The 25,539-nt window shown below is 53.0% G+C and carries 11 protein-coding genes, 7 tRNA genes and 3 rRNA genes; 4 read left to right on the top strand and 17 right to left on the bottom strand.

Annotated elements, in window-relative coordinates; translation table 11 throughout:
• Window positions 1–50: 50 nt before the first annotated feature.
• Window positions 51–5,651, top strand: coding sequence for a CBM35 domain-containing protein (locus MKY96_RS03745; RefSeq protein WP_340938698.1), 5,601 nt, complete (start codon window positions 51–53; stop codon window positions 5,649–5,651).
• A gap of 589 nt (window positions 5,652–6,240) precedes the next feature.
• Window positions 6,241–7,371: an IS4 family transposase gene (locus tag MKY96_RS03740; protein WP_340938697.1), complete on the top strand. Its 1,131-nt coding sequence runs from the start codon at window positions 6,241–6,243 to the stop codon at window positions 7,369–7,371.
• 319 nt (window positions 7,372–7,690) lie between these two features.
• Here the strand turns inward: MKY96_RS03740 and MKY96_RS03735 are convergent, their stop codons facing one another.
• The 6 genes from MKY96_RS03735 to MKY96_RS03710 all read right to left on the bottom strand — a co-directional run bounded on the left by MKY96_RS03735 (window position 7,691) and on the right by MKY96_RS03710 (window position 15,131).
• Complete coding sequence (locus tag MKY96_RS03735; RefSeq protein ID WP_340938696.1) at window positions 7,691–8,815, bottom strand: DUF4432 family protein; 1,125 nt, start codon at window positions 8,813–8,815, stop codon at window positions 7,691–7,693.
• A 220-nt stretch (window positions 8,816–9,035) separates the two neighbouring features.
• Window positions 9,036–9,728, bottom strand: a complete 693-nt coding sequence (gene pgmB / locus MKY96_RS03730) for a beta-phosphoglucomutase (protein ID WP_340944432.1) — start codon at window positions 9,726–9,728, stop codon at window positions 9,036–9,038.
• Window positions 9,700–11,973 (bottom strand): glycoside hydrolase family 65 protein, encoded by a 2,274-nt coding sequence (locus tag MKY96_RS03725; protein ID WP_340938695.1) that lies wholly within the window; start codon window positions 11,971–11,973, stop codon window positions 9,700–9,702. The genes pgmB and MKY96_RS03725 overlap by 29 nt, the downstream gene beginning before the upstream one ends.
• Before the next feature lie 51 nt (window positions 11,974–12,024).
• Entirely contained in the window at window positions 12,025–12,834 is an 810-nt protein-coding gene (locus MKY96_RS03720) for a carbohydrate ABC transporter permease (RefSeq protein ID WP_340938694.1), read from the bottom strand.
• 35 nt (window positions 12,835–12,869) lie between these two features.
• Window positions 12,870–13,745: a carbohydrate ABC transporter permease gene (locus MKY96_RS03715; protein WP_340938693.1), complete on the bottom strand. Its 876-nt coding sequence runs from the start codon at window positions 13,743–13,745 to the stop codon at window positions 12,870–12,872.
• Window positions 13,746–13,784: 39 nt separating this feature from the next.
• Entirely contained in the window at window positions 13,785–15,131 is a 1,347-nt protein-coding gene (locus tag MKY96_RS03710; protein ID WP_340938692.1) for an ABC transporter substrate-binding protein, read from the bottom strand.
• Window positions 15,132–15,451: 320 nt separating this feature from the next.
• On the opposite strand from MKY96_RS03710, the gene MKY96_RS03705 reads away from it, so the two are divergent.
• Both MKY96_RS03705 and MKY96_RS03700 read left to right on the top strand, forming a co-directional pair.
• The gene (locus MKY96_RS03705; protein WP_340938691.1) at window positions 15,452–17,272 is read left to right on the top strand and encodes a sensor histidine kinase; all 1,821 of its coding nucleotides are present in this window, start codon (window positions 15,452–15,454) and stop codon (window positions 17,270–17,272) included.
• A 4-nt stretch (window positions 17,273–17,276) separates the two neighbouring features.
• The gene (locus tag MKY96_RS03700; RefSeq protein WP_340938690.1) at window positions 17,277–18,893 is read left to right on the top strand and encodes a response regulator; all 1,617 of its coding nucleotides are present in this window, start codon (window positions 17,277–17,279) and stop codon (window positions 18,891–18,893) included.
• 96 nt (window positions 18,894–18,989) lie between these two features.
• Here the strand turns inward: MKY96_RS03700 and MKY96_RS03695 are convergent, their stop codons facing one another.
• The 11 genes from MKY96_RS03695 to MKY96_RS03645 form a co-directional block, all read right to left on the bottom strand.
• Window positions 18,990–19,316, bottom strand: coding sequence for a hypothetical protein (locus MKY96_RS03695; protein ID WP_340938688.1), 327 nt, complete (start codon window positions 19,314–19,316; stop codon window positions 18,990–18,992).
• A gap of 126 nt (window positions 19,317–19,442) precedes the next feature.
• Window positions 19,443–19,521 (bottom strand) — tRNA-Leu (locus MKY96_RS03690).
• A 66-nt stretch (window positions 19,522–19,587) separates the two neighbouring features.
• A tRNA-Arg gene (locus tag MKY96_RS03685) sits at window positions 19,588–19,664 on the bottom strand.
• A gap of 6 nt (window positions 19,665–19,670) precedes the next feature.
• Window positions 19,671–19,745, bottom strand: a tRNA-Gly gene (locus tag MKY96_RS03680).
• 32 nt (window positions 19,746–19,777) lie between these two features.
• Window positions 19,778–19,855, bottom strand: a tRNA-Asp gene (locus MKY96_RS03675).
• Between the two features lie 9 nt (window positions 19,856–19,864).
• Window positions 19,865–19,938, bottom strand: a tRNA-Met gene (locus tag MKY96_RS03670).
• 40 nt (window positions 19,939–19,978) lie between these two features.
• Window positions 19,979–20,054 (bottom strand) — tRNA-Val (locus MKY96_RS03665).
• Window positions 20,055–20,241: 187 nt separating this feature from the next.
• Window positions 20,242–20,316, bottom strand: a tRNA-Glu gene (locus tag MKY96_RS03660).
• 143 nt (window positions 20,317–20,459) lie between these two features.
• Window positions 20,460–20,576: ribosomal RNA gene (gene rrf, locus MKY96_RS03655) — 5S ribosomal RNA — on the bottom strand.
• Window positions 20,577–20,710: 134 nt separating this feature from the next.
• Window positions 20,711–23,636 (bottom strand): 23S ribosomal RNA (locus MKY96_RS03650).
• Window positions 23,637–23,933: 297 nt separating this feature from the next.
• Window positions 23,934–25,494, bottom strand: a 16S ribosomal RNA gene (locus tag MKY96_RS03645).
• The 16S, 23S and 5S rRNA genes sit together here with 7 tRNA genes alongside, the layout of an rRNA operon.
• Between the last annotated feature and the right edge of the window lie 45 nt (window positions 25,495–25,539).

Below are 25,539 nucleotides of genomic sequence, written 5' to 3'. Positions count from 1 at the left end.
ATCGGCACTTAAGCTTTCAGGAGGAAAATCGAACAGATAAGGAGATTATTATGAGGAAAAAAAGTTTGGTGATGTTACCCTTTGTGATTCTGATGTCCTTCATGCTCGCAGGCATCTCCAGTGCAGAGGTAACCTCTAATTTTGTCAATCCGCTTATGGGAGGTGCTGACCCCACCATCGCCAGGGCTGCAGACGGCTACTACTATTCAGCTTTTTCTGGCGATAACAATATCACCCTGAAGAGGCATGAGACCATTCTCGGCGTATCTGTGGCCAAGAGCAAGGTCGTCTGGAAAAAGCCGGATAATTTCGGATTCGTATGGGGTCCCTATATCTACAGGCTGGAGGGCAAATGGTATCTGTACTTCTCTTCCGGCCCCGAGGAGAGCTACGGTTACGGTCATCCCAGCTCTTATGTCCTGGAGAATGCTTCTCCCGATCCTTTTGAAGGCACGTGGGAGCTTAAGGGCGAATCCGCCAATGCAGACAGCGACGGGCAGGTTACGGTCAAGCAAGGGCTGCTGAACACGGAGAGCTTCGGTCTGGCCTGCGGAGTGGTATCCATCCAAGGGGAAACCTACTTCACCTATACCAAGTACTTCTACTACCCGGACCCGAATGACCCTGCAAAGACGAAATTCGACGAGAGTCCGACCATTGTCAAAATGAAGAACCCGTGGACCCTGGAAGGTCCGGAGGGTACAGTGGCCCGGCCGCAATATGACTGGGAGAAGCAGCACGACAATATCAATGAGGGCGCAGCCGTTGTGGAACGTAATGGCAAAACCTTCTTCGCCTATTCGGCCAGCAGCTTCATGAACGATAACTATTCTGTAGGGGTATCCGTGGCCGATGCCGGTTCCGATGTGATGCAGGCACAGTCCTGGGTGAAGCATCCCGAGCCGGTTATGAAAAGATCGGACGAGAACAGCTCCTACGGTCCGGGCTCCCCCCTGTTCCTGAAGTCCGAGGACGATACCGAGGATTGGATTATGTATCACGGCATACCGACCCACGGGCAAGGCGGCGGGAACCGGGGCATCAGAGCCCAGCGCTTCCACTGGGATGATCATGATTACATCAATCTTGGAATTCCTTCTAACCCCGGCACTGTCCTGAACAGACCCTCCGGCGAGGAGAGAAGCGAAATCTATGAGGCCGAGGACGCCAGCCTGTCAGGAGTGTCCCGGATCGTCGGCAAAAGCGGTTATGCTTCCGGCGGCCTGTATGAGAAATTCAGCAACAGCAGTGACAATAACTATGCAGAGTTTACAGTGAACACCAACGCACAAGGAACCTACTCACTGGATTTCAGATACAACAACAATACGCCAAGCGCGGTTAACATGAAATTAAAAGTCAACGGGGGGGCAGCCCGGGATCTCTCTTTTGCCTCCAACGCAGGCTTTGATGCCAACTTCGATATCCATTCCGTGCATAATATACAGCTCAATGCCGGAAGCAACACGATCCGGTTATCCGGCAAGAGCGGTCTGGCCCTGGATGCGATGATTATCAAAAGAAGCAGCCTGTACGAGGCCGAAGATGCCGTGCTGTCCGGCAATGCCAGGATTGACAGAGACCATGCGGGATATAGCGGAACCGGATTTGCCGGCGGCTTATGGATTGCAAATTCTGGGGTCACCTTCAAGGTCAATGCTGCCAGCGCAGGCAGCTATTCGGTTAATCTGGGCTACAGCTTAGGGTTTGACGATGACAGAACCCTGAGTATGTATGTGAACGGGCAAAAGATTAAACGGGTCGATTTCTTCAGCCTGGGCAACTGGGACCGCTGGGCCGACCGTTATGACAATGTTTTCCTCAGAGAAGGGGAAAATACGATTATGTACAAATATGACGCCGGCGACACCGGCAATGTCAATCTGGACTATATCACGGTCACCGAAGCAACCACTTGGCATTATGGCGCAGAGGATGCCAAGCTGACCGGTGCGGCTGACACTTCAGTCGTGTACGCCAAAGACGGCAACATGGGGACTGGTTATATAACCGGACTATCCGCTGCGAACTCCTCGGTAGAGTTTGCTGTAAATGTTGAGAATGCGGCGTCCTATGATGTGAAATTGCGATATGCAAAAGCTGATGCGGGCAAAACCCTGGCCCTGTACTTAAACGGCACCCGGATCAGGAGTATTACCCTCCCCGCCACCGGCGGGCTTGCAGTCTGGAAGGAGCAGCTTGAGACGCTGAGCCTGAAGCAGGGCAAGAACATCATTACCTACAAGAACGAAACGGACAATTCCGGCATGATCAATATCGACAGTATTCATCTGACCAAGCGCACCCCATGGAGGTATCAGGCAGAAGATGCGGCGAGAACCGGAAGCCTGCAGATTGCCAGAGATCATCTATGGTATGAGGGCAACGGATTTGTCGGCGGATTTGAGCAGACAGGAGATTCGCTGAAGTTCGAGGTCAACGTTCCTAATACAGCGGCCTATACCTCAACCCTGCGCTACTCCGGCGCACAAAGCTCCAACATCACCATGTCGATGTACGTTAACGGGCAGAGAATCAAGCAAATCTCCCTGACCCCGACTGCGAATTGGGAGATGTGGGCCAACAGCACCGAGTCCGTGAACCTGAAGTCCGGTAAGAATGTCATTCAATTCATCCGTGAACAGGGCGATACCGGAAGATTCAATATCGACAGCCTCACCATTGATAAGACAAGCGGCGGATTCATGAGCTCCATTGCCAAGAAGATCATTCCTGAAAAAATGGTCAAAATCCAGCCGAAGCACAGCGGAAAAGCGCTGGATGTAGACCGGGTATCCAGTGATCCGCTGGCGGTCATTAACCAATGGGCGAACGGCGACGGCAATAATCAGCTGTGGAGATTCCTGGATCTCGGCACGGGATATTACCAGATCCAATCGGTTCACAGCGGCCTGGTTATTGATCTTCTTCCCGGCTCAGCGATACAGCAGATCTGTCAGAATACGATGGCCAAGGGAACGATACCGGATAGCCAGCAGTGGAAGCTGGTGAAAGACGGGGACTATTACAAGATCGTGAACAAAAGCAATAATAAAGTCATTACTGTAGAAGGCGCATCGAACAATAACGGTGCAGCCGTGCGGGTAGCTGATGACCAGGGCAAAGATAATCAGCGTATGAAAATCGAAATCCGCAACCTCAGCAACAGTGAGATCAGCGCCTTAAGCGAGCTGGGCGGGCGTTATGAGGTAACCTTTAACGCGAGTGGCGGAAGTCCGGAGCAGACAGTTGTTCAGGCTGTATACGGAGAAGCGTTGACTCCTCCGGCAGTCACGAAGGAAGGCTATGAGCTGGAGGGCTGGTACAACGAGGCGGAGAAATGGGATTTTGCCGCCCGTACCGTGCCCGGCGCCTTAACGCTGACGGCGAAATGGGAGCTTAAAGCGCCGGAGGTGCAGATCGTCAGTGAAGGCGCGATGCGGGCAGGCTCAGACGGAGTGCTCCGCGCCGCAGGTCAAGGGACAGGAACGCTGTCCTACACCTGGTACGTGGACAAGGGAGATGGCTACGGCGAGCCGGTTGGTTCAGGTGACAGGCTGCTGCTTCCGGCGCTGTCGGAAGCGATGAGCGGGTACCGGTATAAGGCCGTTGTGACCGGCGAAGGCGGCTTAACCGGGGAGCAGGAATACATCCTGCAGGTGCTTCCGGCCGATGCCGAATGGACCCCTCCGGGATTCGGTATAGATCTTCCCTCCCGGCTGGAGACCGTCGCGGGCGAGCCGTTGACGCTGCTGGTTGAGCCAACAGGAGATGTAGCGTCCATAGCATGGGAGATGAAACGCCCTGACGGCGGGGATTGGCTGCCTGCAAGCGTTACCGGAGCGGTATATCGCTTCACCCCGGGAATGGAGGATGACGGAACACAGTACCGTGTTGTACTGACCGGAGCAGCAGAAGTGGATTCGGTACGCGTTACCGGAACAGAGCTTAGCCTTAAGGTGTATCCGGCGTATGAGCTTCCGTCCATCCAGTCGTTCACGGCTTCGGCTAATCCTGTAGCCGGGGGAGATTCCGTTACCTTTACCGTTGTAGCCAGCTCAGTCTACGGAGAGCTGAGCTACCGCTGGCTGAAGAATGACCTTGTGCTGGACGGCGCCACCGGCAGCAGTCTGACTATTGAGAAGGCCGGGGCTGCGGATGCAGGAGCATACAAGGCTGAAGTAAGTAATAGCCGTATCATCGGTAACCGTTCTTATACGGATACGGTCAGTACCGGGACCATTGATCTGACCGTCAGCCTTCCGGTGGTAACACCAACGGACCCTCCGGTGACGCCGGCAGGCCCGCCAGTATCAACGGCAACTCCTAAGCCGACACCGCAGCCAACTGCAACGCCGGGTCCGGCGGTTGCTGTCATTACAGCTGCTCAGCTAAGCGGTCCGGGGACAGACGGAGTGGTTACGGTGCAGGTGGGGCAAGCGGATGCAGTGGAGCTTCCGGTGAATGCCGGGGAGCTGCTGGGAACCCGTTCCCTGCGTGTGCAGGGAGACGGAATTGAGCTTGTACTGGCGCCGGAGCTGCTGAAGCAGCTGGCGGAAGCCGTGCCTGCGGACGGGCGCAGCGGTGCCAAGCTTCTGCTGACCGCAGAGCCAAAGACGCTGGCCGCAGCGGCGCTGAAGACCGAAGCAGGCGTCACGCTTAAGGGCAAGCTGATGAATTATGATCTTATCGCGTCCGGTGCGGATGGCAAGATCCACCGGCTGGACAAATATTCGGTTCCGGTAAGCCTCAGCTGGCCCGCCGCTGGACTTGATCCGAAGCTGCTTGGCCTGTACCGTGTGGAGAGTGACGGTACGCTCACCTACCTGGGCGGTGCTGCGGAAGGCAGCGGGTTGAAGGGGCTTCTTGACGGCAGCGGCACCTACGCGCTGCTGGAGTATTCCAAGCAATTCAGCGATGTTCCGGATTCACACTGGGCCTTTGACGCGCTGCGCGAGCTGTCGGCGAAGCATCTGATCCGGGGCATCTCCGAGCAGGCTTATCAGCCGGTCCGGAATATTACCCGGGCTGAATTCGCACAGCTCATGGCGAACACGCTGCAGTTAAGCAACAGCGGTAGCGGTAGCGGTAGCAGCAGCGACAGTGCCAGCGGTAGCGGTAGCAGCAGCGACAGTGCCAGCGGTAGCGGTAGCAGCAGCGACAGTGCCAGCGGTAGCGGTAGCAGCAGCGACAGTGCCAGCGACAGTGCCAGCGGTAGCGACAGTGCCAGCGGTAGCGACAACAGTAGCGGTAACGGCAACGGTAGCGATAGCGACAACAGCAGCCGCAGCTTCACCGATGTGCCGCCAGACGCCTGGTATCAGAAGGCGCTCTCCGGCATGGTCGAAGCCGGCCTGATTACCGGACGGACCGCAGAATCCTTCCAGCCGAATGCAGCGATCAGCCGGGAGGAGATGACCGTCATTCTGATGCGGGCGTATCAGCTCCGGCAGGGAACCACCCTTCCGGCTGCTGCGCTCAGCCCTTCCTTCAAGGATGCCAGCAGCATCTCCGGCTGGGCAACGGAACAAGTGGCGGCAGCAGCTTCGCTCCGCCTCGTGCAAGGGCGGGCTGACGGCACCTTCGCTCCGAAGGCTCCCGCCACCCGTGCCGAAGCTGCGCAGCTCCTTCTGAATTATCTGAAGAAATAAGTCTTTGGCGGCAAGCGGATATTAGCTGCTCTGCAAGGCATAAATAAGGCGCTCCTTCTGGAATAGCATCCGGGGGAGCGCCTCTTGCTGTCCTCAAGCTTTATTCTCCAGCTCCCCGCATGCAAGCCTCTGGCTTTTTCCCTTTAACTGAAATTAACTACATGCAAGGAGGTGCGCGCTTTAGCCGCTGAAGCTCTCCCGCCAAATCCATGTTCCATCGCGCCAGGGATCATATTTAACCAACTGATTGTATTTCCTGCAATAGAACTCTCATATTTTGCTGCGAAATGGGATTCTATTGTATTTCGTACAGTAAGATGTTGCATCTCAGGTGAAAAATGGCCTTTGCTCGAGATTCAACTGTACAGAATGCAATAGAGCCTCACATTTTTAGCCATTTTTACAGATTCTAATGTACAAAATGCAATTGCTATTGCTCTATCTACAACATTCCCCTCACAAACTCGGCCCCACCCCGAGATTGTTGTACAAATGTCAAGCGTGTTGATTTCCCAAAAAAAGGGACAAAAAGGCCGCCATTTCGGGTAATGGTAAGTACGACCAAACCAAACCGAAATGAGGCGACCTCATGAATAAATATACCCCATTCTTAGCCGTTTTCAAACAAGTACTAACACCGGAAGAAGTCCAAATGGTGACCGGACAGACCGAGGACTACGAGGATACAGCAACCAAAATGACCGTCGAGTTGCTGCTCGATTACTTTGTCCAAGCCTGTTACCACAAATGGGACGGCTTCCGGCAAAGTGCCCGCTTAGGCCCAAGCGTTGACTTGCCCGAGATTCATTACTCCACGTTTTCCGGCAAGGCCGGTGAAGTCCCTTACGACATCTTCAAACGTATCTTTCAAATGCTCGTCCAGAAATGTAACCGGCAAACCCGGCGGCACCTGAATCTGCCTAAAGATCTTCTGCTTATTGACTCTACGACGATTACGGCGGCAAACTCCCACATGTCTTGGGCTCCGTATAAAAAATTCAGAGGAGGCATTAAGCTGCATGTCGCTTTTTCGCATGGGCAGCGTTCTCCCGTGAAAGTGGTCGAATCGATTGCCCGGCGCAATGACGCTCCATTTGGAGAAGTCTTGGCCGATAAGGACTACCTTTTAGTCCAGGATCGAGCGTATGGAAAAATCGGTCGATTGGATCAATATGTGCAGCAAGGTCAGTCCTTTGTGATTCGTCTGAAAGACAATCTCCATTTGGTGATGCCGCGAAAGCTTCAGCGACCGGCGGAGGGAGACACCAAAATTGTACGCGATATCACCTGTTATATTGGTCAAGGGAAATGCCAGTCCGCCCAGCGCCACCGCGTCGTTGAATTTGAAAATGACCGGGGTGAAGTCGTACGGGTCGTGACCGATTTGAGAAAAGAGTCCGCTCATGTGATCGCTGAAATCTACAAGGCCCGCTGGCAAATTGAAGTCTTTTTCCGCTGGATTAAACAGCATCTGAATGTGCCCTGTCTATTCGGAACGACCGAAAATGCGGTATATAGCCAGTTATATGTGGCCTTTTGTGTCTATGTGCTTTTAAAGTGCCTATACGATACCGTTCAACCTAAAGTCCCAACCTTTGCTCAATTGACCTTTTGGGAATTTATGCAGTATTGGCGTATGTTTAATCTTCCGCTGGAGTGGCAGGTTCAGTTTAATCTGCTCAGGCGTAAAGGTCATCCTGGCATTTTGTCCCTCCCATAATATGGGGAATCAACACGCCTGTACAAATGTCATCATTTCTCTACCACCCAGCAGCAATACGGAGCAAATCCTGCATTTCGTGCAGGAATCCGGCTTACATGCCGGTAAATTGAGAGCCTAGGCTGCATAATGTGCAACATTTCCGCCTTGGCCTCTTGTGCCGGGCCTTCTTCTGTCTGCCAAGTAATCTGTCCGCCGGATAATCCCATTCCCTGCAACAAAAAACACCTTCAAGATTGTCTCCCTGTCTTACGGCAGGTTCCATTCTCTTGAAGGTGTTTGGATGGGTCTCACTTTGTCGGGACTGTTCTGGCACCGATTACTTTGCTGCACTCTGGATCATGCCCGCAAGGGCGGCAATTTCCTCAGGATCACGCGTTGCCCCCAGGATGATCCAGCCGCTGCACTGACTGCGCGGCCCGAGATAGACCGTTTCACCGTCTATCGATTTTTGCTGCATGGAATTGGGCCGCGTTTTGCATGGCTCCAGAGCATACATCCAGTCGGTGACCGCCCGTTTGGCGATCAGTGAACGCGGATAGCATTGCAGGGAACGGATCACATAGGCTGCGGTATCCTGCCCGGCGTTCACCAGCATCTCGGCGGTCAGCCCGCCGCTTCCGGCTGCGGCTGCGGGGTAGCCGCAGACCTGCGGCAGATCGGACAACCCTGCCACCAGCTGGGGAACGTATTGATAACAGCGGATCGGGTCCAGCCGGGTTCCGGCATCGTAGACAGCCAACGGATCCGCTTCCGGTGGGGCAGAGTCACGGAGCAGCATTTTCTCAGGCAGGACCGGCAGGATATAACTCCCCCCGCCCGCCATGAAGGACCCTGCCAGCTGGATATGGTATCCGTCATCAACGGGTTGGACGGAATCTGTTACATTTTGCACCGTATCCTCCCGGAACAGGTCAGCCGCTCCGTAAGGGGTAATGATGCGGACTGTTTTCTGATACACAGGCGACATTCCATACCCTCTCACCGGAATGTCACCCTCCAGGCAGATGTGCTGCTCATCCCAGCTCAGCCGCACCGATTCCGGCAGCGCCGGGGAATAGGACCCCGTCCCATGGACAGTTCTGACCTCATCCGGGGTGCCGAAGATTTCAGGGCCTATAGCAGCTACAGCCGCATAGAACCCTGAATCCCAGCCCGATTGCTCATTATCGGTCAGATCTACATGATCCGGATGAAGCAGATACCGCTCATCCCGCTCCCAGCTGATCTTCCCGGCATCCAGCCTGATTTCCCCGATATCCATCCCCCGCTCCGGTATCACAGTGAAGAGCAGCCGACCATTGCATATGGTCAACAGATGCATTTGCGAGCCGAAGCGGTCTCTAATCAGCGTCAGACTGACATAACCGCCTTCCGGCAGCGCTTGTGGAAGGTCCGGCTGCAGCCCGGCTAGCGTCAAACTACCAATTTGCTCAGTGTTCATCCAAATGCTCCTTCCGTCCGCCCATCAGCCATCCAACCATTCATTCCTTCACACCGATCAGCCAAGCATTCATTCCCTCTCCGCCCACCAGCAACCCAACCATTCATTCCTTCACACCGATCAGCCAAGCACTCATTCCCTCTCCGCCCACCAGCAACCCAACCATTCATTCCTTCACGCCCACCAGTCACCCAGCCGTTCATCCCCGTCGGCCGATTTTTCATTCGGACGCTTCCCCTCCGGCATGTCCCGCTATGCCGATATGGTTAAGCAGATATACAGGTTCCAGCTGTTCGAAGCTGGTCACAATAAGGTGAGCGCGGGCAAGCAGCCCGCTGTCTCCGATGCCAACCACGCGCATACCTGCCCGGACCGCACCCTCTACACCGGCTGCTGCATCCTCGAATACGCAGCAGCAGGCCGGGTCTGCGCCAAGCAGCCGGGCGGCCTGCAGGAACACCTCCGGGTCCGGCTTCGCCCGGGTGACGCTGTTCCCGTCCACCACCGCATCGAACAGCGGCCGGATGTTCACCTTCTCCAGAATCAGCGGAGCGTTCTTACTGGCCGAGGCAATCGCCGTCCCAATCCCTTGTGAACGCAGTTGCCCAACGAAATCCGCAACCCCCGGCAGTACATCGGCAGGCGTAAGCGTCTGTAGATACTCCTTGTACCACTCATTTTTACGGGAGGCCAGATCCTCCTTCTGCTCTTCTGTCAGATCCGTAATCCCCCCGGCCCGCAGCAGAAGCTCCAGCGATTCCATGCGGCTGACACCCTTCAGCTGTTCATTCTCTCTTTCACTGAAAGCGAACCCCAGCTCTTCGGCAAGACGCCTCCAGGCCTGATAATGGAACTTTGCGGTATCGACAATGACACCGTCTAGATCAAAGATAGCTGCCTCCAACTGTTGCACCTGCAACTGGGTTCCCTCCATTCAGCTTCTGTACTTCATATGCAACCGGGTGAATGGTGATCTGGTAGCGCTCTCCCCGCCAGGCCACGGTGAAGCTCAGCTCCTCCCAGCCTTCGGGCAGCCGGGGCTCCAGCTCAATACTCTCACTCCACATCGCACTCTTCAGCCCGGCGAACCCGTATACGATCAGCTGCCACAAGCCGCCGCAATTGGCGATGTGAATCCCCTCGGCAGCACCCTTTTTCTCCGGTGAGAGATCAATATCCATTACCCGCTGCAGAAAAGCGCCCGCAGCCCCACTCTGCCCGAGCCAGGAGGCCACAATGCCGTGAACCGCCGCCGACAACGAGGAATCATGAGTTGTAATCGGCTCATAATAAGCGTAGGACGCCTGCATCTGCTCCAGGGTGAATTCCTGCGGGAACAGCATCATTAATTCCAGCACATCTGCCTGCTTAAGCGCCTTGGAGCGGTAATTACGCTCCTGGGAGATGAAATGGCCGAAGGGACGCGACCGGTCGGTCCAGATGCCCGCAAAATCCACCTCAGCGTAAGAGGCAAAATCGTCCGATTGCGGAACAATTTCGCTCCGGCTGTCATAGGGCAGCCTCAGCTTCTCCGCCGTATGCCGGAAGAGCTCCCGCTCACCGGGACGGATATCCAGCCGCTCCGCCGCAGCCGCATAGCTGTCCGGGCTCCCCTCTTCCAGGCTGTCGAGACAGGCAACGGTCTGCTCCAGACTGAACTTAACCATCCGGTTGGTGAAGGCATTGTTGCGGGTAAAAGGCAAATATTCATCCGGTCCCATCACGCCGAGCAGCTCGGCTGTCCCCTCCTGGTTCCAATCCACCCGGCCGCACCAATAACGGGCCGTCTCCACCAGAATGTCAATCCCGTAATGCTTCACGAATTCATCATCTCCGGTCGCCCTAACGTAATGGTATAGCGCATAGACGATGTCCGCTGTTATATGAATTTCATGATCGGCATATTGCCAGTTGGCACATTGCTCTTCCCCGCCCAAGGAGGACTCCCAGGCATACCGTGCTCCCCGGTATCCGTATTTCCGTGCGTTGCTTCTGGCTCCGTCCAGCGTATTATAACGGAACAGAAGCAGATTGCGGGCCGCCTGCGGATGGGTGTGCAGGAAGAAGGGCAGCAGATTAATCTCTGTGTCCCAGAAATATCTGCCGAAATAAGCTTCTCCGGCATACCCCTTGGCACAGATGGCCACCCGGTCATCCTTCTCCGCATTCGCACGGATGAGATGATAGAGTGAGGCGCGGACGCTTAGTTGTGCTGCATCGTCTCCCTTAATAGCGATATCGGCTGCCTGCCACTTGCTCCTCCAGCTGCCGGCATGCCGGTTATACAGTTGCTCCCAGCCTAATTCGCGTGCGTAGTGGAGCTGTTCATGCGCCCTGTCGCACACCGTTCCTTCTTCCCTGTCACGGTCCGTCGTCACTGCAGTCAGCTTGCTGACCGTCAGCCGGTCCCCGGCCCGCAGAGCTAATTCCCCGCGCTGCGCAGCCATCACCTCTGTGACGCCGGCCTGCCAGTCCACCGCTTCAGAGACCTCAAGAGCCGACAGCATAATGATCCGGTTGCCCTCCTCGGTAAGTGTCTCAAGTGACAGCATACCTTCGGATTCCGCCAAGGGAATGACCTGAGCAAAATGATTCATCCCGTTGGTCCGCACATCTCCCCGCAGAGTCGCCGCCAGCTCCAGCGGGCCTTCGCCAGACAGAACCTCCAGCTCCACCCGCTGGATGCACAGATGCGTGTCCGCCATACTAAGGTAGCGGCTATAAGTACACTTAAGCTGCATGCCTTCTGCTGTCTCCCACAGAAATGAACGGTGTAGCATCCCATCCCGCAGGTCCAGCCAGCGGCTGTAGCTGCTAATCCGGCAGCGGTCCATATCCAGAGACTCGCCCCCTGACCGGAATTCAAGCCCCAGGACATAAGGGAGATTGACAATCTCCTCCTTCAGCAGCGGATGCTGCGAAACAATGCCCGGGATGAAGGTGCCCTGCTTGGATTTGGGGTGCCGTGGCTTCTCCAGCGTAACGTTATCAGGAAAGCGCAGATATTCCTCATTCTGCGGCGCATCGCTGCACCCTTCCTCAAAGCTTCCGCGCATATGCATATAGCCGTTCCCTTGGGTAAAAAGCCCTTCATAATGCTTATGCAGCCGGGCTTCATACCCATCTTCCTTCAGGCACCACAGGTTATCCTCATTCATCTGCAACCCTCCATTCTCCGGTAACTTTCACTGTCATTCCCGTCCGCCTGCTCATCCCTTCACCGCTCCCGCAGCAAGGCCGGATACAACCTGCTCCTGCAGCAGTATATACACCACAATACTCGGGATGATCACGACCATCGTGGCCGCGAACATGACGCCGTAATCACTGGCGAACTGGCTTTTGAAATAATAGAGCGCAAGCGGCAGGGTACGGCTCTGATTCCCCGTCGTCAGAATAATAGCGAACTGAAACTCATTCCAGCAGAGCAGGAACTGCATCACACCGGCCGTGCCGAAGCCCGGCTTCGAGATCGGCAGAATAATCCGGAAGAAGGTCTGGATGAAGCTGGCGCCATCCAGATAAGCCGATTCTTCCATTTCCTTCGGGATTGTCAGGAAGTAACTCGATAGAATGTAGAGCGAGACCGGCAAGCCGAAGCCGGTATATACGATAATCAGTCCAATCAGCTTGTCGTACAGTCCAAGCGTATTCAATGTCAAGTACAGCGGCTGCAGCATCGCCGCTCCCGGAATCAGGAGCGACAGCGAGAAGGCTCCCATCAATAGCTTCTTGCCGCGGAATTTGAAGCGCGCCAGGACATAGGCTGCCATACCGAGCAGCAGCAGATTGAGCAGGGTTCCGAAGATCCCCACGATTACACTGTTGATGTAGAAGCGGGAGATCGGCGCTATTTGGAAGGCCTTCGTGTAATTGGAGAAGCGGAAGCTGCTTGGCCAGCCGAGCGAATTGCTCAGAATCTCGGCATTGGTCTTGAACGAAGCGAGCAGCACCCACAGGAACGGACCCAGCGACAACAGGACAATCAGGATTACAAATCCATACTTAAGAACACCCAAACCTTTTTTCAACATTCTCACCCCATCCGCTCCATTCAGTTTTGGGAGCTGCCTATTCTGAACAGATTTCGGCACAGCAGGACAAAAATCAAGCCAAAGCCGATTAGGAAGACGCCCACGGAATTGGAATAACCGAAGTTATTGTCCATGAGTGCGGTCTTGTAGATATAGATAGGCAGGTTCATCGTCTCATTGCCGGGTCCGCCGCCTGTAGTCATCAGAATAATATCCATCTTCTGCAGCATGCTGGTTCCGGACAGAATCACGCAGGTGCCGATAATATTGCGCAGCATGGGAATCACAATGTACAGATTAATCTTCAGCGTGCTGGCCCCGTCGATCCGCGCCGATTCATACAGACTGTCTGGAATGGCTGCGATCTCAGCCAGAATCAGGATCGTAACCACCGCCGCATAGGGCAGCCAGGTCATCGTGACAGAGAAGAAGGCCGTGGCATAATCCATGAACCAGTTCTGGGAGTAATCCGCATTCCCGAATAAGCGGGCAATACTGTTCACCGCACCAAAGTCAGGATTGAGCATACACAGAAACAGCATCCCTACGGCTGCACCCGAGATAATATTCGGAAACATGTAGACCGTGCGCGCGAACTTCCAGTAGAATTCCTTCATACTGAGAATGATCGCGAACAGGGTGCCGATGGCCACGTGAACCGTAGACTGCAGCAGGACCCAGACACCTGTATTCAGTGCGCTTTGGCGAAAATCGGCATCATCCGTAAACAGCTGGATATAGTTAGTGAGACCGTTAAATACCGGGCTGCGTCCGGCCGACCATTCCGTAAAGGAGGTGCCGAACAGAATCACAAGTGAGACAGCATAGACAAGAATAAACAATATTACAGTCGGTAACAGGAAAAGCGTGATATACCCTCTATTTTTCCTAACCATCCATATGGTCCTCCCCAATCCTCAGCTTACATAACTGCTTTATTTATTCTTGGCGGCAATATCCGTCAGTTCCCGGGCAATCTCTTCGGCAGTTGCCTTGCCGGCTACCAGCTTCGGATACAGGTTCTTCCAGGCATCTGTTACGTTCGGGAAGACGATGGAGTCGAGTGTCCGGTAATGAAGCTGCGTCTTTTGGGCGACGGTGATCGACTCGACCATGATCGGATATTTCTCTTTCAGAGCATCTGAGGGCTGAACTTCACTCGACACCGGCATTACATTGCCGTATTCAAGCGCGATGGTCTGCCCTTCAAGCCCTGTTTTGAACTTGATGAATTTCTCGGCGGCATCGCGGGTTTCCGGCGTTTTGGCTCCGATCATATAGCCGACCTCATAGGTGGAGATCAGACTGTTGTTCGGGTAGGCGGCAACGCCCACTTTTTGATCGAAGCCTTCAGCGGATTTGGTCGGGTCGCTGAAATCACCGATCATCCACGGACCATTGGCAATCATCGCTGCCTTGCCCTGGCTGAACGCGTTCGCTGCATTGGCATATCCCGCTCCCAGCGCATCCTTCGTCGTATACTTATCCAGCAGCTCCTTCATCATATTAAGCGCCTGAATCATTTCCGGCGTATTGAAGTTGGCAGGGTGCAGAGTGTTCATGAACGCTTTGCCGTTATCCCCGTTCGTACCGATCATCGCCGCAAGAATCAGGTTACTCGTCCAGGCATTCTCCCCGGTCATCAGGGCAAGCGGTACATAGCCTGCGGCCTTCAGCTTCTCGTTGTTGCTCATGAATTCATCCCAGGTCTCCGCCGGTTTGATTCCTGCCTTCCCGAACATTTCTTTATTGTAAAAGTAGCCGATGTTCTGCTTCTGATCGCTGATCGACCAGACCTTGCCGTCCCGCGTATTGGAAGCGAGGGCGTCTTCTCCGATAGCGGCCTTCCATTCCGCATCTTTATCCAGATATTCATTGAAAGGGGTTGCAAGATTGCCTTTGATCAGAACATCATTAATCCCGTCCTTGCCCATGACGACATCCGGAACATCCCCGGAAGCGGCCAGAATCTTGATCTTGTCAACATAGGCGGCATCGCTTGGAATCTCTTCAACCACAACCTCCACTTCATTGCCGTATTTGGCATTGAACTGCTTGATCTGTTCTTCCTCCATCTTGGCTGACGCATGTGTGCCTACCCGGAAGGTCAGATAGGAGATTTTGACCGGCGCTTTAGCCGCAGGCGTAGCATTCCCCGCGCCCGCTGATGCCTCAGCCCCGCCTTTATCCGCTGAATTCCCCGATCCGCAGGCTGAAATGGACAGGGCCAGAATCAGAGTACTCGCCAGAGTAATGCCTGTTTTATACCGTGGTCTTTTCAAATGAAATCCCCCTTAAATAATGTTGGCCTCATACACAGGGCGTAAATTGTGCGCCCGTTGCAGTTTGTTACAGCTCTCATTGTAGAACAAAGAAAACGGCGAATGAATTCGTTTTTCCGTATACTCTTTTATAATATCTTGAGCAAATCAGTTAAGGCGGCGGGGTAGCTGAAAGGGCTTTCAGATTTCTTTAACTCTTCTTCGTTATCTTTACCACATTGGCCAAAAGGGCCCGTTTTCCCCCTGCCCGGCTATTCGCCATCCGCCAAAAATTATATAATACCTTTAAATCTATGAATCATCACCAAGGAGCAGTCTGCATGTCCAACAAGCCTATCCTGCGATGGCTCAGCCTTCGCCCGGTTTCCGAATTATTCTCCCGTATTCCCGTCAGGAATAAAATTGTAATTATCATCGTTCTGCTGATTCTTCTGCCGATGACCTTCGCCGGCTGCTATTTCTATTGGAACATCTCCCAGATTCTAACCAGGAACGCCAATGCCAATCTGTCTCTTCTGATCCGCCAGACCAACGATAATATTGAGAAATCCTTTCAGATTATCGATAACACCTCCCTGCATTTTCTCTCTAACAAAATGTTAAGAAACTGGTTAATCGACGATATGTCGCTGAGCGATGATTTCTACAAGAAATTCATCAACAAAACCGAAATAGAAGAGGACCTGAAGTATAGTCTCATGTTCAACAATGCCTGGAATATCAGCCTGTTATCTACGGCTTTTGTATTTTTTGATAGCGACAACTATGTATCCGTTCTGAAGACACCGCCCAATATTGAACAGACCAATAAGAACAATCTCGCTGTCTATCAATCGGTGAATGGCAGAATGGTCAGAGGCAAGGAGATTCTGAAGCCAAGCCCCGGTGACCCCACCATTTATTTCACACGCGTCATGTCCAATATCAATCTTCCCGAGCAGCGTCTGGTGCTGATCTTCGGCACGAATGAGGCAGATTTGGCAGAGGAGTATTCCGGCCTGCTCGATTTCACCGGTGCGCTGGCCTATATCATTGATAACAAGGGAATCATTTACTCCAGTGCCGGGAAGCAGGAGCTCGGCTCAGTGGTTCCTTCCGACATTCTAGCCCTCAAGAACAACACCGAGGTAAAGGAGGTGAAGCTGGGCCAGGAGACCTATTTGGCAGCTTCCCGCAGCATCGGCACCACTGGGCTTACCTTCATTGCCGGTATCCCGAGGAAGCAGGTGCTCTCCAGGCTGTCCGGGAGTATGCACAACTACATATGGATCATCACCCTGATTGCCTTCGTCTCCCTGGCGGCAGGCATTGTGATTTCTCTGCGTTTTACCCGGGTCGTCCGTGATCTCCTGCGGAGTATCCGCAAAGTGAAGAAGGGGGATTACAACTCCAAGATGCCTGCATACAAGGATGCGGAGCTGAATCAGCTAAGCAACACCTTCAACCATATGACAGACGAGATCAGCTATCTCATTAAGGAAGTGTACGAGAAGCACCTGCTGATCAAGGAGTCGGAAATCAAATTTTTGCAAGCCCAGATGAATCCCCATTTCCTGTTCAATACGCTCATTACCATCGGCTACAAAGCCAAATTATCCAGAGATGAGACCGTTTACAGAATGGTATCCTCCCTTACGGAGCTGCTGCAGGCAAGTATTTATTCGAACAGCCTGGCCAAGATTCCGATTCGTCAGGAGCTGGATTTCATCAAATTTTATCTCTATCTGCAGAAGGAGCGGTTTGAAGATAAGCTGGAGTATACGATTCAGATCGAGGATGATGCCTTGCTGGATCTGCTGCTGCCCAAGCTGAGCGCCCAGCCGCTGGTAGAGAACGCGGTGGTGCACGGTGTGGAGAAAAAGCTGGGCAAGGGTAGGATCCATATTCATATCTACCGCCGGAACGGCTCGGTCTTTTTTGAAATCAAGGATAATGGCAACGGATTTGACCAGATTCCGCAGGATTGGAATAATTTCGAGAACCTCACCATACGCAAACAGGGCCACAATAACATTGGCCTGATTAATACACATAAGCGGGTCAAGCTGATTTACGGCGAGCCTTATGGAATTGAGGTCGAGAGCGAACCGGGGGCAGGCTCCAAGGTTACCCTTCACATACCGACAGATTTGGGGGAATGATTACATGTATAATGTCATGATTGTCGATGATGAGCCTGTTATCAAAAAAGGGCTGCAATGCTTTATTGACTGGAGCTTGCTGCACTGCGAGGTTAGCTGTGAGGCTTCCAACGGGCTGGAAGCCGTAGAACTGCTGGGCTATTATGATATCGATATTATTGTTACCGATGTCCGTATGCCGGGGATGGATGGCCTTGCCCTATCAGACTATGTGCACCGGAACTTCCCGCAGATCAAGGTTATCATTCTGACAGCCTTCGCAGATTTCTCCTATGCCCAGACGGCTATTCAATATGAGGTGGTCGATTTTGTCATCAAGACCAATCCCACGGAGCAGATTCCCCGGGCCATTGAAAAAGCAACGCGGCTGCTGGAAAAGGAACAAGAGCAGAAGCAGAAGCTAAGACAGCTGGAGAGCAAGATTCATGACAATCTGTCTGAAATCAGCGAGAAATTTCTGAAGGAGGCCGTCGAAGGCCTGATCAGCGATGAAGCCGGTTTATTCAGCCGCTCCAGAGAGCTGGGACTGCAGCTGGAGAACTATTTCGGGGTCTATATGGAGGTTAAGGATATGCCCGGCCCCCATGCCTCTGCTGGAGCGCAGACCAATGATCATCACCGGTTCCTGGCCTCCATCCGCCAGTTCCTTACACTGGCGTTCGCGGAACGTCCCTTTTATATTCTGAATATGGAGAAAAACACCCTTCTGGCGATTGTCTCCATGGGCAGCGATCCGGCAGCCTTCTCCACCCAGACCCTGCTCACGATCAGCAACGAAATTCTGGCCATGGCCGAGCACTTCCGGCAATACCATGTCAATATCGGCATCAGCCTGCTGCACCGGGATGTGCTGACCCTGCCCGGAGCTTACCAGGAGGCCCGCGAGGCGCTGCAGGGCAGCTTTTATAACGATAATTATGTTGCCGTGTATATGCCTCATGCGAGCCAGACCCTCACTCCCGGTGCTCCTCCCCATCATGCTGCCGAGCAGATTGCCGAATATCTGCAGCAAGGACAGAGCGATCAGGCTCTCCAGCAGCTGGATCAGCTGCTCAAGAGCTACCGGAACCACCAAGAGCCGATGGAGAATGTAAAAGTAGCTTGCCTGCTTATCGCGTCCTACTGCTTCCGTCTGCTGAGTGCGAGTCAGCCCTTCGAACCGCAGATGGATGAGAACCAGTCGGCGGTGTACAAGCACATTCAAGAGAGCAAGAGCATCCAGGTGCTCGCAGATATCCTCATGCGCCTCATTCAGAGCTGCTCGAAGGCCATTGCGCAGAATGACAACCAGCCCAATTACATCGTCATCGAATGCCAGAAATATATACGGGAGCATTACAACCAGAACCTGAATCTGCAGATTATTGCCGACCATATCCATATCAACAGCAGCTACCTCAGCCGCCTGTACAAAAAAGTAACCGGCGAGTCCATCATCGACGTCATCAATAAATACCGGATTGAAATGGCCAAGAAGCTGCTGCGCAACCCTGCCAGCAAAGTCTTTGAAGTCGCCGAAGCCGTCGGCATTGAGACCCCGGCCTATTTCACCCATGTCTTCTCCAAGTACACCGGGATGAGCCCCAAGGAATACAAGCTGAATTATTCACAGCTGAATTAACGTCAAAAGCCGCTGAGTTTAAAAAATTTTTTTTGTATAAAATTATGATTAATACAAATAGAGCCTGAAAGCAGGGCTAAATCAGTTATTATAGTTTCAGTGCAATAAAAAGAACAAAATGCCTGCGGCATCCCGAATGTGATCGGTTTTTCGACCATATCCGGCCCACACGCCTCCTCCCGCACCGAATGTAGTCGGTTTTTCGACCATATCCGGCCCACACGCCTCTGCCGCACCGAATGTAGTCGGTTTTTCGACCATATCCGGCCCACTCGCCTCTCCCGCACCGAATGTGATCGGTTTTTCGACCATATCCGGCCCACTCGCCTCTGCCGCACCGAATGTGGCCGGTTTTTTGACCATATCCGGCTGTTCGGTGAAATCAGCGAAGTCATTCCTATTATTGATCCAGAATATAGTCATACTGCCGATGCTCCAAGACACTTACCCCCAACTTTATGGACAACTTATCCACATCGGACGTAAATCAATCAACAAAAAAAGGGTTATGACATTGTCCAAAATACAATGTCATAACCCTTTTGTTAGTACCGGCGAGAGGACTCGAACCTCCACGGTTTCCCACTCGATTTTGAGTCGAGCGCGTCTGCCATTCCGCCACGCCGGCTTAATATCTTATATATCCGCTATGGATAATTAAATTTTAGATGAAAACCATTCAGTAAAATAATAATGGCGCGCCCTGAGAGATTCGAACTCCCGACCTTTTGATTCGTAGTCAAACGCTCTATCCAGCTGAGCTAAGGGCGCAAATTATGGAGCGGACGACGGGAATCGAACCCGCGACCCTCGCCTTGGCAAGGCGATGCTCTACCGCTGAGCCACGTCCGCACACGGTATGTATTCAATTGCTTCAATAAAAATGGCGGAACCGACGGGATTCGAACCCGCGATCTCCTGCGTGACAGGCAGGCATGTTAGGCCAACTACACCACGGTTCCAAAATAATATTGCGGGGGCAGGATTTGAACCTGCGGCCTTCGGGTTATGAGCCCGACGAGCTACCGGGCTGCTCCACCCCGCGTCATTAATAAAATATTCTCTTCTTGCTAGTTAAGTCTCCATGGTGGAGGCTGAGGGGTTCGAACCCCCGACCCTCTGCTTGTAAGGCAGATGCTCTCCCAGCTGAGCTAAGCCTCCATCGAAGAAGCAACTTAATGATCATAACACATTTTCATGAGATATACAACCATTAATTTATCAAAGATGAAATTGGTGACTCGTATGGGATACTCTTCACTTCGTTACGAGATTGCGATGTAATCCTTACGAAGCTTATGCTTCAACGAACCCTGGGAATTCTCATCCCATCACTCAAAGAAGAAATTGGTGACTCGTATGGGATTCGAACCCATGTTACCTCCGTGAAAGGGAGGTGTCTTAACCCCTTGACCAACGAGCCAAATTAGCAAACAATCTTTCGACAACAAAAAATATTATATCATATAAAATAGATTAATACAATAGAAATATTATTATTCTATTCATTGTATGCACAATCAAAAAACAAAAAACCACCATTGATAATCAACAGTGGTCTTAAGTGCTTGGCAACGTCCTACTCTCCCAGGACCCTTCGGTCCAAGTACCATCGGCGCTGGAGGGCTTAACGGTCGTGTTCGGGATGGGTACGTGTGGAACCCCTCCGCTATCGCCACCAAACATGATTTTTCGAAGCTTCCGCTTCTCGAAATCGCTGCGAGAAAATATCCGTCCCCAGAAAGGACCTGCAGCTTAAGGTGTACCAGGCTTGATCGCCTGAAAACTGAATCCGAAACGAATCTGCGAATTATTTTTTGGATAAGCCCTCGACCGATTAGTATTGGTCAGCTCCATGCATTGCTGCACTTCCACCTCCAACCTATCTACCTCGTCGTCTTCAAGGGGTCTTACATACTGGGAAATCTCATCTTGAGGGGGCTTCACGCTTAGATGCTTTCAGCGCTTATCCCGTCCGTACGTAGCTACTCAGCCATGCTCCTGGCGGAACAACTGATGCACCAGCGGTACGTCCATCCCGGTCCTCTCGTACTAAGGACAGCTCCTCTCAAATTTCCTGCGCCCACGACAGATAGGGACCGAACTGTCTCACGACGTTCTGAACCCAGCTCGCGTACCGCTTTAATGGGCGAACAGCCCAACCCTTGGGACCTACTTCAGCCCCAGGATGCGATGAGCCGACATCGAGGTGCCAAACCTCCCCGTCGATGTGGACTCTTGGGGAGATAAGCCTGTTATCCCCAGGGTAGCTTTTATCCGTTGAGCGATGGCCCTTCCATGCGGTACCACCGGATCACTAAGTCCGACTTTCGTCCCTGCTCGACTTGTAGGTCTCGCAGTCAAGCTCCCTTATGCCTTTGCACTCTGCGAATGATTTCCAACCATTCTGAGGGAACCTTTGAACGCCTCCGTTACTCTTTAGGAGGCGACCGCCCCAGTCAAACTGCCCGCCTGACACGGTCCCCGTACCCGCTAAGGGCACTAGGTTAGAACCTAGATACGATCAGGGTGGTATCCCAACGGCGCCTCCGCAGAAGCTTGCGCTCCTGCCTCACCGGCTCCCACCTATCCTGTACAGATCGTACCCAAATTCAATATCAAGCTGCAGTAAAGCTCCATGGGGTCTTTCCGTCTTGTCGCGGGTAACCTGCATCTTCACAGGTATTAAAATTTCACCGGATCTCTCGTTGAGACAGCGCCCAAGTCGTTACGCCATTCGTGCGGGTCAGAATTTACCTGACAAGGAATTTCGCTACCTTAGGACCGTTATAGTTACGGCCGCCGTTTACTGGGGCTTCGGTTCACAGCTTCGGGTTTAACCCCTAACCGCTCCCCTTAACCTTCCAGCACCGGGCAGGCGTCAGCCCGTATACTTCGCCTTGCGGCTTCGCACAGACCTGTGTTTTTGCTAAACAGTCGCTTGGGCCTTTTCACTGCGGCCCCCTCGGGCTATTCACCCTACCGAGGCACCCCTTCTCCCGAAGTTACGGGGTCATTTTGCCGAGTTCCTTAACGAGAGTTCTTCCGCGCGCCTTAGAATTCTCTTCTCGCCTACCTGTGTCGGTTTGCGGTACGGGCACCTTCTCCTGACTAGAGGCTTTTCTTGGCAGTGTGAGATCATGACCTTCGCTACTATAATTTTCGCTCCCCATCACAGCCCAGCCTTACGATGTGCGGATTTGCCTACACACCAGCCTCACTGCTTAGACGGACATCCATCAGTCCGCGTCACTACCCTCCTGCGTCACCCCATCGCTCATAGCGGATTACGGTGGTACAGTAATTTCAAACTGTTGTCCTTCGACTACGCCTGTCGGCCTCGCCTTAGGTCCCGACTTACCCTGAGCGGACGAGCCTTCCTCAGGAAACCTTGGGCTTTCGGCGGATCAGATTCTCACTGATCTTTTCGTTACTCATACCGGCATTCTCACTTGTATACTCTCCAGCGCTCCTTACGGTACACCTTCAACGTATATACAACGCTCCCCTACCCCAGATACAAAGTATCTAGCCATAGCTTCGGTGGTGTGTTTAGCCCCGTTACATTTTCGGCGCAGAGTCACTCGACCAGTGAGCTATTACGCACTCTTTCAATGGTGGCTGCTTCTAAGCCAACATCCTGGTTGTCTGTGCAACTCCACATCCTTTCCCACTTAACACACACTTGGGGACCTTAGCTGATGGTCTGGGCTGTTTCCCTTTTGACAATGGATCTTAGCACTCACTGTCTGACTCCCGGCAAGAAGTAAATGGCATTCGGAGTTTGACTGAGCTTGGTAACCCTTGCGGGCCCCGCACCCAATCAGTGCTCTACCTCCACCACTCCATTCACCGAGGCTAGCCCTAAAGCTATTTCGGGGAGAACCAGCTATCTCCGAGTTCGATTGGAATTTCTCCGCTACCCCCACCTCATCCCCGCATTTTTCAACATGCGTGGGTTCGGGCCTCCAGTGCGTGTTACCGCACCTTCACCCTGGACAGGGGTAGATCACACGGTTTCGGGTCTACGTCCACATACTTAGTCGCCCTATTCAGACTCGCTTTCGCTGCGGCTCCGGCTTCTCACCTTAACCTTGCATGTTAAACGTAACTCGCCGGTTCATTCTACAAAAGGCACGCCATCACCCCTAAAACGGGCTCTGACTTTTTGTAAGCACACGGTTTCAGGTTCTATTTCACTCCCCTTCCGGGGTGCTTTTCACCTTTCCCTCACGGTACTGTTTCACTATCGGTCGCCAGGTAGTATTTAGCCTTAGCAGATGGTCCTGCTGGATTCATACGGGGTTTCACGTGCCCCGCACTACTCGGGATCCGTCTCGGAGGGAACACAGTTTGGGTTACAGGGCTTTTACCTCTATCGCGGGCCTTTCCAGACCTCTTCACCTACCCTATTCCTTTGTAACTCCATGTGAGACGTCCCACAACCCCAAGAGGCAAGCCCCTTGGTTTAGGCTGTTCCGCGTTCGCTCGCCGCTACTGACGGAATCACTATTGTTTTCTCTTCCTCAGGGTACTTAGATGTTTCAGTTCCCCTGGTCTGCCTCTGCGTATCCTATGTATTCAGATACGAGTAACTGCGAATTACCACAGCTGGGTTTCCCCATTCGGACACCCCCGGATCAAAGCTTGCTTACAGCTCCCCGAGGCAGTTTCGTTGTTCGCCACGTCCTTCGTCGGCTCCTGGCGCCTAGGCATCCTCCGTGTGCTCTTAGTAGCTTAACCAATGCGTTTTCCCTAAGGAAAATCACGGTAGCAACTAATAACTATTTCAACTTGCTTACACAAGTTTCAGCTAAAAGATGTTCTAAAACGCAAATTCGTTTCGGTATCCAGTTTTCAAGGATCAAGATGCTGTAAGTTCGGGTCGATCACGATTGTGTCGATAGAAGTTACAGCCAGTAAAGATGAGAGCTTAAACTCTCAAAACTGACCAACGAGTGAGTAACAGGCCTAAACCTGAGTTGTGGAAGCGAAGCTTCCGATTTGAATGTTTCCGTTGCAGGAAACGATTCTCCATAGAAAGGAGGTGATCCAGCCGCACCTTCCGATACGGCTACCTTGTTACGACTTCACCCCAATCATCTACCCCACCTTCGGCGGCTGGCTCCCTTGCGGGTTACCCCACCGACTTCGGGTGTTGTAAACTCTCGTGGTGTGACGGGCGGTGTGTACAAGACCCGGGAACGTATTCACCGCGGCATGCTGATCCGCGATTACTAGCAATTCCGACTTCATGCAGGCGAGTTGCAGCCTGCAATCCGAACTGAGACCGGCTTTGCTGGGATTGGCTCCACCTCGCGGCTTCGCTTCCCGTTGTACCGGCCATTGTAGTACGTGTGTAGCCCAGGTCATAAGGGGCATGATGATTTGACGTCATCCCCACCTTCCTCCGGTTTGTCACCGGCAGTCACTCTAGAGTGCCCAGCTTCACCTGCTGGCAACTAAAGTCAAGGGTTGCGCTCGTTGCGGGACTTAACCCAACATCTCACGACACGAGCTGACGACAACCATGCACCACCTGTCTCAACTTTCCCCGAAGGGCACCTGACGCATCTCTGCTTCGTTAGTTGGATGTCAAGACCTGGTAAGGTTCTTCGCGTTGCTTCGAATTAAACCACATACTCCACTGCTTGTGCGGGTCCCCGTCAATTCCTTTGAGTTTCAGTCTTGCGACCGTACTCCCCAGGCGGAGTGCTTACTGTGTTAACTTCGGCACCAAGGGTATCGAAACCCCTAACACCTAGCACTCATCGTTTACGGCGTGGACTACCAGGGTATCTAATCCTGTTTGCTCCCCACGCTTTCGCGCCTCAGCGTCAGTTACAGCCCAGAAAGTCGCCTTCGCCACTGGTGTTCCTCCACATATCTACGCATTTCACCGCTACACGTGGAATTCCACTTTCCTCTTCTGTACTCAAGTCACCCAGTTTCCAGTGCGACCTCAGGTTGAGCCCAAGGTTTAAACACCAGACTTAAATAACCGCCTGCGCGCGCTTTACGCCCAATAATTCCGGACAACGCTTGCCCCCTACGTATTACCGCGGCTGCTGGCACGTAGTTAGCCGGGGCTTTCTTCTCAGGTACCGTCACTCCGGTAGCAGTTACTCTACCGGACGTTCTTCCCTGGCAACAGAGCTTTACGATCCGAAAACCTTCATCACTCACGCGGCGTTGCTCCGTCAGGCTTGCGCCCATTGCGGAAGATTCCCTACTGCTGCCTCCCGTAGGAGTCTGGGCCGTGTCTCAGTCCCAGTGTGGCCGTTCACCCTCTCAGGTCGGCTACGCATCGTCGCCTTGGTGGGCCGTTACCCCACCAACTAGCTAATGCGCCGCAGGCCCATCCCCAAGCAGCAGATTGCTCCGCCTTTCATTCTCTCCTCAGGAGAAAAAAGAAATTATCCGGTATTAGCTACCGTTTCCGGTAGTTATCCCAGGCTTGAGGGCAGGTTGCCTACGTGTTACTCACCCGTCCGCCGCTAAGTCTGAAAGGAAGCAAGCTTCCTCTCAAACTCCGCTCGACTTGCATGTATTAGGCACGCCGCCAGCGTTCGTCCTGAGCCAGGATCAAACTCTCCAAATTGGTATTTAGAAAGAGCGATTGCTCATTTTGAAACATCTGACGAGA

This window comes from Paenibacillus sp. FSL R7-0302 (genome assembly GCF_038006885.1).
Taxonomy (GTDB): domain Bacteria; phylum Bacillota; class Bacilli; order Paenibacillales; family Paenibacillaceae; genus Paenibacillus_AQ.
This window is presented reverse-complemented; position numbering and strand designations above follow the sequence as displayed.

What these genes read in the sequence shown, in the direction of transcription:
- MKY96_RS03745 (WP_340938698.1), top strand. Translation starts at nt 51, where the DNA reads ATGAGGAAAAAAAGTTTGGTGATGTTACCCTTTGTGATTCTGATGTCC.
- MKY96_RS03740 (WP_340938697.1), top strand. Translation starts at nt 6,241, where the DNA reads ATGAATAAATATACCCCATTCTTAGCCGTTTTCAAACAAGTACTAACA.
- MKY96_RS03735 (WP_340938696.1), bottom strand. Translation starts at nt 8,815, where the DNA reads ATGAACACTGAGCAAATTGGTAGTTTGACGCTAGCCGGGCTGCAGCCG.
- MKY96_RS03725 (WP_340938695.1), bottom strand. Translation starts at nt 11,973, where the DNA reads ATGAATGAGGATAACCTGTGGTGCCTGAAGGAAGATGGGTATGAAGCC.
- MKY96_RS03715 (WP_340938693.1), bottom strand. Translation starts at nt 13,745, where the DNA reads ATGGTTAGGAAAAATAGAGGGTATATCACGCTTTTCCTGTTACCGACT.
- MKY96_RS03705 (WP_340938691.1), top strand. Translation starts at nt 15,452, where the DNA reads ATGTCCAACAAGCCTATCCTGCGATGGCTCAGCCTTCGCCCGGTTTCC.
- MKY96_RS03700 (WP_340938690.1), top strand. Translation starts at nt 17,277, where the DNA reads ATGTATAATGTCATGATTGTCGATGATGAGCCTGTTATCAAAAAAGGG.
- MKY96_RS03695 (WP_340938688.1), bottom strand. Translation starts at nt 19,316, where the DNA reads ATGACTATATTCTGGATCAATAATAGGAATGACTTCGCTGATTTCACC.